The 12,158-nt window shown below is 46.3% G+C and carries 12 protein-coding genes; 9 read left to right on the forward strand and 3 right to left on the reverse strand.

Translation table 11 applies throughout. The features are described 5' to 3' along the window. Window positions 1–4: 4 nt before the first annotated feature. Together msrB and J2X75_RS04810 are read left to right on the forward strand one after the other, a co-directional pair. Window positions 5–1,093, forward strand: a complete 1,089-nt coding sequence (gene msrB, locus J2X75_RS04805) for a peptide-methionine (R)-S-oxide reductase MsrB (protein ID WP_310334630.1) — start codon at window positions 5–7, stop codon at window positions 1,091–1,093. A gap of 284 nt (window positions 1,094–1,377) precedes the next feature. Continuing rightward, window positions 1,378–3,288 carry an AraC family transcriptional regulator gene (locus J2X75_RS04810; protein ID WP_310334631.1) on the forward strand — a complete coding sequence of 637 codons (1,911 nt, stop codon included), beginning with the start codon at window positions 1,378–1,380 and terminating at the stop codon, window positions 3,286–3,288. Window positions 3,289–3,422: 134 nt separating this feature from the next. On the opposite strand, the gene J2X75_RS04815 is transcribed toward J2X75_RS04810, so the two are convergent. Beyond that, entirely contained in the window at window positions 3,423–4,094 is a 672-nt protein-coding gene (locus J2X75_RS04815; RefSeq protein ID WP_310334632.1) for a hypothetical protein, read from the reverse strand. Window positions 4,095–4,138: 44 nt separating this feature from the next. Beyond that, on the reverse strand, window positions 4,139–4,660 hold the full coding sequence (locus J2X75_RS04820; protein ID WP_310334633.1) for a zinc metalloprotease: 522 nt from the start codon (window positions 4,658–4,660) through the stop codon (window positions 4,139–4,141). A 228-nt stretch (window positions 4,661–4,888) separates the two neighbouring features. Here J2X75_RS04820 and J2X75_RS04825 point away from each other — a divergent pair, with 228 nt between their 5' ends. From J2X75_RS04825 to J2X75_RS04845, 5 genes are all read left to right on the forward strand, one after another. After that, the gene (locus J2X75_RS04825; RefSeq protein ID WP_091016984.1) at window positions 4,889–5,566 is read left to right on the forward strand and encodes an SOS response-associated peptidase; all 678 of its coding nucleotides are present in this window, start codon (window positions 4,889–4,891) and stop codon (window positions 5,564–5,566) included. A gap of 204 nt (window positions 5,567–5,770) precedes the next feature. Further along, window positions 5,771–6,901 (forward strand): NADH-dependent flavin oxidoreductase, encoded by a 1,131-nt coding sequence (locus tag J2X75_RS04830; protein WP_310334636.1) that lies wholly within the window; start codon window positions 5,771–5,773, stop codon window positions 6,899–6,901. Window positions 6,902–7,038: 137 nt separating this feature from the next. After that, complete coding sequence (locus J2X75_RS04835; protein WP_105598331.1) at window positions 7,039–7,806, forward strand: DeoR/GlpR family DNA-binding transcription regulator; 768 nt, start codon at window positions 7,039–7,041, stop codon at window positions 7,804–7,806. A 20-nt stretch (window positions 7,807–7,826) separates the two neighbouring features. Next, entirely contained in the window at window positions 7,827–8,285 is a 459-nt protein-coding gene (locus tag J2X75_RS04840; protein ID WP_150367565.1) for an OsmC family protein, read from the forward strand. 58 nt (window positions 8,286–8,343) lie between these two features. After that, entirely contained in the window at window positions 8,344–8,934 is a 591-nt protein-coding gene (locus tag J2X75_RS04845; RefSeq protein ID WP_310334639.1) for a DUF2062 domain-containing protein, read from the forward strand. Here J2X75_RS04845 and J2X75_RS04850 read toward each other — a convergent pair. Next, the gene (locus tag J2X75_RS04850) at window positions 8,912–9,841 is read right to left on the reverse strand and encodes an AEC family transporter (RefSeq protein ID WP_310334640.1); all 930 of its coding nucleotides are present in this window, start codon (window positions 9,839–9,841) and stop codon (window positions 8,912–8,914) included. The two genes, J2X75_RS04845 and J2X75_RS04850, sit on opposite strands and share 23 nt — an antisense overlap. A 214-nt stretch (window positions 9,842–10,055) precedes the next feature. On the opposite strand from J2X75_RS04850, the gene J2X75_RS04855 reads away from it, so the two are divergent. Further along, entirely contained in the window at window positions 10,056–11,138 is a 1,083-nt protein-coding gene (locus J2X75_RS04855) for a lactonase family protein (RefSeq protein WP_310334641.1), read from the forward strand. Window positions 11,139–11,523: 385 nt separating this feature from the next. Continuing rightward, window positions 11,524–12,156, forward strand: a complete 633-nt coding sequence (gene hxlA, locus J2X75_RS04860; protein WP_036670570.1) for a 3-hexulose-6-phosphate synthase — start codon at window positions 11,524–11,526, stop codon at window positions 12,154–12,156. The last annotated feature ends 2 nt before the right edge of the window (window positions 12,157–12,158 follow it).

Genomic DNA, 12,158 nt, shown 5'->3' on the forward strand with positions numbered 1-12,158 from the left:
TGTCATGAAAAGGACGCTGCTCGGCTTGTGCCTCATTGTTATAGCGATAGCTGTGTCTGCTTGTGGAAACAGGGCTGAGAGCCATTCATCTTCATCTTCGATATCCACTCAACCTGTTAAGGCATCGAGTATCTCCGAGGAAAACCTGAGTAACCTGTACTTGGCAGGAGGCTGTTTCTGGGGTGTGGAGGCATATATGGCTCGTATTCCAGGGGTTCAGGATGTGACTTCCGGTTATGCCAACGGTGAAGGAGAGAATCCAACCTATGAGGATGTTATTCGCGGGGACCAGGGGTTTGCGGAGACCGTTCATGTAAAATTTGATCCGCAGCAAGTATCTTTGCAGAAATTGCTGGAATCTTATTTTCGAGTTATTGATCCTACCAGCTTGAATAAACAGGGCAATGATCGTGGCATTCAGTATCGGACAGGAATATATTATACGTTGCCTGAAGATGCCAAAATCATCGAGCAGGCTGTAGAGGCAGAGCAAGCAAAATATGACCAACCCATTGTAACGGAGGTAATGCCTCTGCAGAATTATTATTTGGCGGAGGAGTACCATCAGGATTATTTGGAAAAAAATCCGAATGGATATTGTCACATTGATATGACTGTCCTGGATGACCTGGAGATTGGGATTGATCCCGCTCAATATCCACGTCCAACAGATGAACAATTAAAGAAACGATTAACAGACGAACAGTATGCGGTCACGGTAAACAATGATACGGAGCATGCATTCAGTAACGAATACTGGGATAATGAGGAGCCCGGTCTGTACGTGGATATTGCAACGGGAGAGCCGTTATTCACCAGCCGGGATAAGTATAATTCCGGTTGCGGGTGGCCGAGTTTTACAAAACCGATTGTACCTGAGGTTGTTACCTATACAACGGATACGAGCTTTGGGATGGAACGCACGGAGGTACGAAGCCGGGCAGGTGACATCCACCTCGGTCATGTGTTCGATGATGGTCCCGAAGATCGCGGCGGCAAACGTTACTGTATTAATAGTTCATCGATCCGGTTTATTCCCTTAGACAAGATGGAGGAAGAACGATACGGATATTTATTGTCATTTGTCGAGTAGAGAAATACGTATCTGCCGATGCAGTTTCCAATACAGGACGCATTCAGGTTTGTTCCATGGCTGACTTTATCAAAAGAATAAGGCCATAATTTTAGAACGGTTGAGATCTCTCTATGAGGGGGTTCGACCGTTTTTTATTTTGCGGCATCTAACAAAAACGGAGGTAGGCTTCTAAGATGGTTCCATCATTGTTATAATTGATAATAATTATCAATTATAGGCCGGTTTTTAGTCACAATGCCAAGGTATTGTGCATGTTTGATTGCTTAGGAGAGGGAGTTTATATGGGAATTCAGAATGACATCAAGCTGTGGGATCAGGTACAGGTTCGCGTGCTTGATGTGCGTCTTATATCACTCGCAACACACGAGTTCATACGCAATTATGTGTTACCGACCAGTGCATTTGTGTATGTTCAAGGCAGGGGGCAGGTCGGGCTGGACGAGGAGGTATGGACTACAGGCCAGTTCTTGCTGCTGCATGCGGGAAAAGGAAGACGTCTGACACTTGAAGCGACAGGGGTTATGGAGGTACATCTGATTTTGTACAAATCAACCTTGCCCTCCAACGTGCTTGTGGAGTACCGAATGATGTTGAACCAGCGTAATCCGTTTGAAGAGTCCTGGGCGACAGTGCCGGATCAAACACTTGAGCTACGTGAGCTTGTGCGGAATATACATGAATGCTGGTCAGGGCAGGAGCGAGTGAGCAAAATTCAGGTCAAAGTGTATTTCTTTCAACTGGTACAGCTTGTCTTGTTACAGCGGAGTCGCATGTTTAACGAAGTTCAACAGCCTTCGCTTACCGATCAGGTTTTGCGATATATCAAAGCTCATTACCGGGAATCGATCTCACTTGATTTGCTTGCCCAGTCCTTGAGTTACAGTCCGCAATATTTATCACGCAAATTCAAGGAACAGACGGGATGTACACCGACAGAATATGTGATTCGGTTACGAATGGCTGAGGCAAGGAGTCTGCTTGCGTCCACAGAAGCTTCATTACAGGAGATTGCTGCGTATGTGGGTTATATGGACCCGTTTTATTTCAATCGTATATTCAAAAAAGAGACCGGTATCACACCCGGGCAATATCGGACGAAACAGCAGGAAAACTCGAAATCAGTTTCAAAAAGTACATTAAATGCAACAAATGAATCCATTGTAACAGGAGGGGATGAACGTTATCCTTTAATTGATGATGATAATCATTATCAATATAAGGGAGATGAGGAAATCAACATGTTTAACCATTTTAAATCAGCGATCATGTCGCTTGCGCTTGTACTCACATTGAGTGCTTGTGGAACAGCCCAGCAGGGGGCAGAAACATCCGAAGTTGCGGCTGAACCCGAACAACTGGCAGTAGTGGAAACACAAATGGTAAATACGACCTTTGGTGAGGTAGAAATTCCTGCACATCCGGAGCGAGTCGCTGCCATAGATTATCTGGGAACGGTGCTTGCTCTTGGTGTCAAACCGATTGGTGGAGGCCAATTTCTAATGAACAGTCCTTATCTGGAAGGTCACATGGATGGTCTTGAGACCATAGGGGATTCCGTTGAACAATTGATGGAGCTGGAACCTGATCTTATTATTACATTGAATCCGGACAAGGCGGCTTATGAGAAATATAGCAAGATTGCTCCGACCGTTTCGATCGCATCCATCACTTTCCCGACACTGAAGGACGAAGTAAACTATTTCGGTAAAGTCCTTGGCAAAGAAGCGGAAGCAGAGAAGTGGCTGGCTGATTTTGATGAGGAGATTGCCAAAATCAAGCAGGAGGTGCAGAGTGTTGTTCCAGCTGACGCTACATTCTCCGTTATGCAGGAATATGATCGCCAAGTCTTCATTTTTGGCAATCAGTCGGGTCGGGGAGGGCGTAACATCTATGAATTGCTTGGATTGCAAGCACCAAAGAACATTCCATCCGAGTTGATGCAGGGCGCTTATCATGAATTCTCTATAGAACTGCTCTCCAAATATGCCGGAGATTACATTGTGCTGACCAGCAAGTCTCAGTTGAAAGACCTTCAGGCAGATCCGATCTGGGGTTCATTACCTGCTATCAAAAATGGAAAAGTGTACATATGGACGGAAGAACAATCCTGGTTCCGTGACCCTATCGCCTTGTTGAAACAGACACAGGATCTGGCTGAATGGATTATTGGACTTAATACACCGTCTAAGTAAGGAACTTCAAAAAAACCGTGCTTCCCAGTTTGCTGAGCAGCACGGTTTTCATATTTCTATGTAGGACTGAACAGTAGAAGGGGATTAGCTGCCTGTAGGCAGATGAAGTAACAGTGTGATTACCGCATAAGAGTTTATTCGCTCTTTTGTTCGTTTTGAATTTCTTGCAGATCCTCCAGCTGGAGTGTAAGGTCATTCTCGGGGTTTGCACTCACAATGACTTCTGACTGTGATTGTTGCTGACCTGGCTGATTCGAGTTGGCGGCAGGTTTGATCACGTAGAGACTTTGAACGGAGTTGAGCAGGCTGGCAGGGGTGTCATCATACGTTTCCAGGAAGAGTACATAGTCTTTGGTAGGAATCAGCTTGAGGTTGTCATCATTAATAATCTCGGTGTTGCCAAGTTGTCCGCCAAGTTGCTTCACTTCAAGTTTTTCCCCGGCAGTGTAACCGCCTTTATAGGATTCAGCGACTTGAATCGTGTGGATCGTATAGATTTTCTCAAATGAAGATGGCTCTCCGCCCGAGTCGGACGCGGGGGTTAACTCGTTTTCATTTGCAGCATCAGTAACTTGTACGATATCGTTTAAAGCTTCCACACGAGTCTCAACAACACTGCCTTTCACAATTGTATTTGCTCTCTCGGACAGGTCGCCAATGCTGGCATAACTCGGGTAATCTTCAGAAGCAATAATGGTCATGGGTGCATCGGATGGGGACGCGGTAGGTGTAACAGAAGAACATCCAACAGCAGATAAAATGAAAATGGAAGAGAGAAGCAGCGTTAATACTCGATTTTTGTTCATGGATAGGAATCCTCCTTGGATTTTTGGGATAAGTTCGTAGCAGATTAGTACTTGGATCTTACGTTATTGATATCAAAGGTTTGAGGTTGGGTCATGGAATTGCGGTTGCGGGAGTAAGACATAATGGAAGGACTGTTTGTTGTCGGGTTGTCACCGAGCCAGATGGAGTGTCCGAGTTCGTGGACAAATACGCTTTGAATGAAGTTGGATAAGTTGGTTGCGTCAGGGGTAATTGTGGATGCATTGAGTTCGATGCGGAAGCTTACGACTTGACTGCCGGATACGGAGGCGTAGTTGACACCATATGCTGTATTATTGAAGTTTCCTGCGGTGATGGTGTTTGGAGAGTTACTTGTTTTGGTGAATTTAACTTTGGCACCTGCATTGTTCCAGTTGGTAAGGGAAGCGTCCATGGGAGTCTGCCATGCGGAGGCGTAATTATACGTACGAATGGGGATGGTGGTGCTGGGATAACCGTAGGTTAGAAAGGTTGCCGCATAGATGGTACTGCCAAACATCGCAATCGCTGAGAACAACATGATGCTCATCAAAAACTTCCTTTTCATACTTAAAACCTCCAATAAATGTATTTTATTCTCTATTATAGTAACAAGTAATAGTTGAGTTGAAATGAGTCCGAGGTCGTTGTTTTTGTCGTGAAAAACATGAAATAACTCTTGATCCGACCATAATGGTGTCAAAATAAGTCATTTTCTGTTCAATGTTCATGCATAATTTCCCTGAAATTACAAACAATACGTTCAACTTCTCACAGGGAAAGGTAGTGCTTGAGCATGTGTAACCGTTTTTCATTGGCAGCCGATTTGGACGAAGTCAGAGATCATTTCAAGATTCAGCGAGTGATGTATTATTACAAAAACCGATACAATATCAGCCCAACCCAGCATACGCCGATTATTTTGCATCAGGATGGTGAGCGTGTATTGGATGAGTTTCGGTGGGGGTTCATTCCATTCTGGGGTCGTGATGCTGTTAACGCAAATCTTATGACGGTGCATGAGAATCCTTCCTATTACAAACTGGTAGAGACCAAGCGCTGCGTCATTCCCTGCAATGGATTATATTACTGGCGGCAAGAGGGCAAGAAAAGTTACGCGGTTCGTGTTGTCATGCCGGATCGCGGTCTCTTCGGTATTGCTGGGTTATACGAGGTGTGGAGAGATACACGGAAAGAGCCGCTTCGTACCTGCACGATGCTTATGACAGGCGCAAACATGGTTACACGCGAGTTTGGCAGTAAAATGCCAGCGATCCTCTCTGAAGAAGAGATCAACACCTGGCTTGATCCGGCTAATACACGGGTGACTCAGTTGTTACCGCTATTAAAATCGTATAACAGTACAGAGATGAATTTGTATCCAGTCACCCCAATGGTTGCCAACGATGAACACGATTGTTACGAATGCGTAGAAGAGATGGATCAGAAGCTGGCCTACGTTCGGAGTTTCTGAATATCCTTTGGATGATGTGAAGGACTTTGGATAGAATGAAGAAGATTAAGGGGCTGAGAGTCTGGAGACACTCTGCTCTTTTTTCCTTTCTGAAAATGAAAAGTTGCAATTGCAGTGAAACGTAACTATAATCATTACAGTAAGTGAACGCATATATTCATATATCTATTAAAAGAGATATTTATAATCAGGAGGGAACCACGAATGAATCCAAAGTTTAACCAGATGTTTGAACAAGTTTCACTACCGACTGGTATTACACTGAAAAACCGTATCGTGCTCGCTCCCATGACTCATATGTCCTCGAATGCGGATGGTACGATATCCGACGCTGAACTTGCTTATTATGCACGTCGCACCGGTGGTGCTGGCATGTCGATTACGGCTGTAGGGCATGTAACAGAGCATGGCATTGGTTTTCCGGCTCAGTTTGGCGTCTATGATGACCGCTTCATTCCTGGTCTGAAGAAACTGGCTGACACCATGAAACAACAAGGCTCCGTAGCTGTATTGCAAATTTTCCATGCGGGCCGTTTGACTCCTGAACAAGCTGTACCTGCGGGTCAAGTAGTTGCTCCTAGTGCGGTTGCAAGTGAGCGTCCGGGATCTCCTGAACCAAGAGAATTGACGGATGCCGAGATTACTTCCATTATCAAAGACTTTGGTGAAGCGACACGTCGTGCAATTGAAGCTGGTTTTGATGGTGTTGAGATTCACGGTGCTAACGGTTATCTGATCCAGCAATTCTTCTCCCCTCATTCCAACCGACGTGAAGATCGTTGGGGCGGAAGTGTAGAGAAACGTCTGACATTCCCACTTGCTGTAGTGGATGAGATTCAGAAAGTGGTTGCCGAACATACGAAACTGCCGTTCATCATTGGTTACCGTTTCTCCCCGGAAGAGCCGGAAACACCGGGACTCACGATGGAAGATACGTATGCACTGGTGGATGCGCTTAAAGATAAAAAACTGGATTACCTGCACGTTTCCTTGAACGAATTCTGGTCCAAGCCAAGACGTGGCGAAGCAGATACACGTTCAAGAATGGAATTCATCTTGGATCGTGTGAACGGTAAATTGCCTGTGATTGGCGTAGGTTCAATTCATACAGCTGATGAGGCCGCTGAGGCGCTCCAAACGGGAGTACCACTACTTGCCATTGGACGTGAGCTGATTATTGAACCGGATTGGGTTGAGAAAATCGAGAGCGGACGGGAAGAAGATATTGAAACGATTCTGACCAAATCGGATCAGGAACGTCTGGTTATCCCTGACGGATTGTGGAATGCAATCATCCACACGCCGGGCTGGTTCCCTATGGCAGAAGATAAATAATATACACTTCAGAACTGGAATGGAGGGGGCGAAAGCTCCCTCTTTTTGCACATGGTCCAGATTCTTCTTGTCATCGCTCTGTGGTATGATGGATGAACAGGATCAACTGGATAATCAACGGTTTGGAGTGAAGGAATATGCTCGTAGCTGAACGGTATGAGAAAATAGTGGAATGGGTGGATACGCAAGGCAGTATGCGTGTGACCGAACTTAGTGAGCGCTGCGGGGTGACGGAAGAGACGATACGTCGTGATCTGGACAAGCTCGAACAGGCGGGCAGGCTCAGAAGGTCCCATGGCGGGGCGGTCAGCGTAAAATACAAGGAAGAGTTACAGTCGGAGATTCCGTATCCGGAACGTGCTGTAGCCCATGCAGAAGAGAAGCGCAGAATTGCAAGCGAAGCGGTGAAAATGGTGGAACCCGGCGACCGGATTGCTCTGGATGCAAGTACAACCGCGTGGTATATGGCGGCAGGATTGCCGAACATTCCACTGACCGTATTAACCAATTCGATAAAAGTGGCCGCAGAGCTGAGTAACAAGGAGCAGATTCGTGTGATTGCCACAGGTGGGCAATTGGCTTCGAAGTCACTGTCTTTTGTAGGACCTCTCGCGGAACGTTCGTTGGATGCGTATCATGTCGATAAAGTGTTTTTGTCTTGCAAAGGGGTGCATCTGACCAAAGGCATCAGTGAGTCAAATGAATTACAGGCCTTGGTGAAGCAGAAAATGATCCAGATTGCGGATGAAGTCATATTACTTGCAGATTCCAGCAAATTTAATATACAGGCATTTACCAGAGTCGCTGAGATGAGCAGTGTGGCAAAAGTGATTACAGATCAGGGTGTAGATGAAGAGCAAGTTAGCGCGTTGATTGAGCAGAATATTACGTGTATACGTGTGTAAATAAGAAAGGAATGAATGTCATGAAACATCCTTTTCATCTGAAAGCGGTATGGAATGGTGGGCGTAACAGTGAGGGAACAATCGATGCAGGTGGATTAAAAACGGTCATATCGATTCCGAAGGAGATGGGCGGACCCGGTACGGGAACTAACCCGGACGAGATGCTGCTGGGTGCAGCCTCCACCTGTTACCTGATCACACTGGCAGCGATGCTGGAGCGTTCGGATATTACGCCGGATGAATTGACGCTTGAATCGGAAGCAACGGTAGATGTTACGAATAACGTATTTACGTACGAACGGATCGTACATAGACCCCGGATTGTACTCAGCCAAGATGCTTCAGAGGCGGATCTGACCAAGGCTGAGCGCCTGGCGCATAAGGCTGAATCATCCTGTATGATCTCCCGAGCGGTGGCAGGTAATGTCCAGATGGAGACACAACCGGTCATTGTTACTACAGGAGCTAACGCGGTGTGATATACTGAAGAATAGACGATTCAAGTTGTCATTTGTGTAAAATAAGGAGTAATTCGGTATGAACACACAGAAGCGCAAGACTAACCGCTGGGTACGTTTAACACGTGCTATGAAGCTGAATTTTCTCAAATTGTTACGTGCTCCCGGAGGTGCCCATAAAGTATCTACCGGATTTGCCATAGGGTTCGGACTGGAACTGATCGTGATCTCGACCGCTTCCCTAATATATCTCGTATTTTATCCAATTGTGCGATTGTCTGGGGGTTCGGTGCCAGCAGCGATTGTTGGTAATGTGATCGGGAAACTTACGTTTTTACCTATTATCCTGATGCCGCTCGCGAAACAAATTGGCTCATGGATATTGCCTGCTCACAGCATGGGACAGGGACCGGTACATGAGAGTGCATTCATGGAGCTGTTTCGGGGGAACTGGTCGGCCGTGAGTGAATTGTTGCTTGGTGGACTGGATATTCTGGCAGGCATGTCCGTGTTTGGTGTCATTATGGGTGTGATTTCGTACTTTGTCGTGAAATTCTTCTACGTCAGAGCGCTCAACCGGCGTTATGAAGGCCGGCTGGAGAAACGCCGACAAGCGGATATCGCTTCGGTATCACCTCCGGTATTAATCAGGAAGCCATCACAATCATAATGGGCAGCATCAACATGGATGCAGCGGTGGTCCACAGAATGCAGCGGGATACAAACTGCGGAGAAGCATTGAACTGTTCAGCCAAAATAACGGCGTTCACTGCTGTCGGCATCGATGCGAGGATCAGCAGCACACTGAACAACGTGCCTTCGACCTGAAGCGCGGTCAGTATCAGCCAGGACAGGATTGGCGCAGCTGCGAGACGGACCACAAGCCCGGTCCAGAAAGCTCGGCGTACATTGGGCAACCAAGGCACCGTTGCACCTTTTGGTCTGAGCATCTGTGCTCCCAGAATGGCGAGAACGACAGGAGAGTAGCCCGCTGCCAGCATGGAGATTCCTCCATCCAGCGCTTCAGGCAGGCTCAGATTGGACGCACGCAGCGAAATGGCGATGCCAGCAGCATAAATGGATGGCATGCGGAAAACGGACAGGATCGCATCTTTCACCGTGAATTCGGATCTCGCGGCAAAAAAGATACCTACCGTATTAACAATAATCATCTGTCCAATAACGTAGACAGAAGCCTTGTCCAGTCCAAGCTGACCAAAGGCAAGCAGTACAAGCGGGAGCCCGTAATTCACGCAGTTCGTAAACGTGGAGACGAGGGTGAGACCCGCTTTTTCGCTTGCACCCAGACGGAAAATCCGGCTTAACAGCTCGGCGAGTGCCCACAAGGCAATCAGATTAATAATAGAGAACCAGAACGTGCTGGTGACGTCCGTCCAGGTAATCTCGGCATGCAGCAATGTATTGAAGATGAGCGCAGGGCTCAAAATATAAAGGGAAAAGGTCGAGAGCGACCGGGTATCCCAATTTTTGAAGCGTTTTAACAGAATACCTCCAATCACGGGAAGTGAGATCGGCAGGAACACATGGTATAACGTGAGTAAAAATGAGTGAAGCAATGCAATTCAGTCCCTTCTGGATGAAAAACTGATCTTATCATAGCAGAAGATGCATCTCATATGAATGGATATCAGTATGATGATGTGTAGTAATCGCCTTGTTTAACTAAGGATTTCCCTGCTGGGCAACGACAGCGGATTGCTATTTTGATATGGCAGATTTATTATAGAAGAGGTGCAACAAGATTACATACACATAGAGGAGGAAACTGTAATGAGTGAATCAAAACGCTTGCTCGTACTTGCTGGCTCATACGCTGAAGCGGAAAATGAGGGCATTTATGCATATGAATTGAATGAGGATACAGGCAGCTTGTCCAAGCTTGACGGCATCGCGGGCGTGAAAAACCCAACGTTTGTCAACGTGGATGCTGAGGGTAACAAACTGTATGCGATTGGTGAAACAGCGTCAGCTGAAGGCAACAAAATGTCTGAAGCGGTAGCTCTGAGCATTGATCCTTCTACAGGAAAATTAACGTTGCTGAACCGGAATAACTCCATTTCAGCTCCGCCATGTCACATCCAGCGTGACCCTTCCGGCAAATACTTGATTCTCTCCAGCTACCACGGTGGTCTGGTAGGTCTGCAAGCCTTGACGGATAACGGTGAAGTTGGAGCGCTTCTGGACGAGAAGAAACATGAAGGACAAGGTGCGCATCCTGAGCGTCAGGACAAGCCACATGTGCACTCCGCATTCTTCAGCCCGGATGGTAAATACATGATGGTACAGGATCTGGGCGCGGATAACATTGCGATCTATTCCATTGATGCAGACAAAAATGAACTTGTGCTGCACAGTGAAACCAAAACGCATCCGGGAGCTGGCCCACGTCACTTGGCGTTCCACCCGAATGGTCAATTCGCTTATGTCATCAATGAAGTGGATTCTTCCATTACTTCGTTCCAATATGATGCAGCAGCGGGTACGTTGACTGAATTGTCTACAGTATCCACACTGCCTGATGGATATGATGGCAAAGAGAATACAACAGCAGAAATCACTGTTTCCAATGATGGACGTTATGTATATGGTTCTAACCGTGGACATGACAGCATCGTTGTATTTGCAGTGGATGCAGACAAAGGTCACCTGACACTGGTTGAACATGTATCTGCTGAAGGTGAGCATCCGCGTCATTTTGCTCTGACACCTAACGGCAAATTGCTGATCGCTGCTAACCGCGATACGAACAACCTCGTGACATTCACGGTGGATCAGGAGAGCGGCCGTCTGAAATACACAGGTCACAGCACAGGTGTATCCAAGCCGGTATGCGTGAAACCAGTATATCTGTAAAATGATAAATTTCTAAACCAGCCCTGGCTGGATTGAAAATGATAACGATCATAAAGATAAAGACTCTGCCATGTGGCGGGGTCTTTTCTATTGAATATCTTATTGGATGATTAGGCTGTTGCTCTGCTGTAAGCGGGTGGATTGGAATAGAGGATTAATTCTACATTTGATTCACCTAACAACGAAAAATTATCAATAGTATCGCCCAAGTAACTACCCCACTTCAAAGTGCGTACTTCCTGAATGGATAGTCAGGGTCTACAATGAGTGAGTAGCCAAAACAAACACTGCATGCATCTCTACAGACAAATTGGTGCAGGCTAAATATCTAATTATTATTTTTACAGGAACGGCCCATATTTGAACAACAAAGGAGAAATAAATGATGAAATTGCAATTGGCACTCGATTTGGTAAACATCCCTGAAGGTATCGCACTGGTTAAAGAGGTTGAACAATATATTGATATCGTTGAGATTGGTACACCAATCGTTATTAATGAAGGTTTGCACGCGGTAAAAGCGATGAAAGAAGCATTCCCTAATCTGCAAGTTCTTGCAGACCTTAAAATCATGGACGCAGGCGGTTATGAAATCATGAAAGCTGCTGAGGCTGGTGCGGATCTGATCACTGTGCTTGGGGCAACCAACGATAGCACGATCAAAGGTGCAGTAGCAGAAGCGAAGAAACAAAACAAACAAGTTCTTGTAGACATGATTAACGTGCCTAACCTTGAACAACGTGCTCGTGAAATTGATGCGCTTGGCGTAGATTACATCTGTGTACACACAGGTTATGACTTGCAAGCTGAAGGACAAAGCCCGTTCGAAGATCTGCAAACAATCAAAGCTGCTGTGAAAAACGCTAAAACGGCTGTCGCTGGTGGAATCAAGCTGGAAACATTGCCAGAAGTAATCAAAGCACAACCGGATCTGGTTATTGTAGGTGGCGGTATCACAGGACAAGCTGACAAAGCCGCAGTTGCAGCTGAAATGCAACGTCTTGTTAAACAAGGGTAAGC

The organism is Paenibacillus sp. 2003, assembly GCF_031455635.1.
Taxonomy (GTDB): Bacteria; Bacillota; Bacilli; order Paenibacillales; family Paenibacillaceae; genus Paenibacillus; species Paenibacillus amylolyticus_B.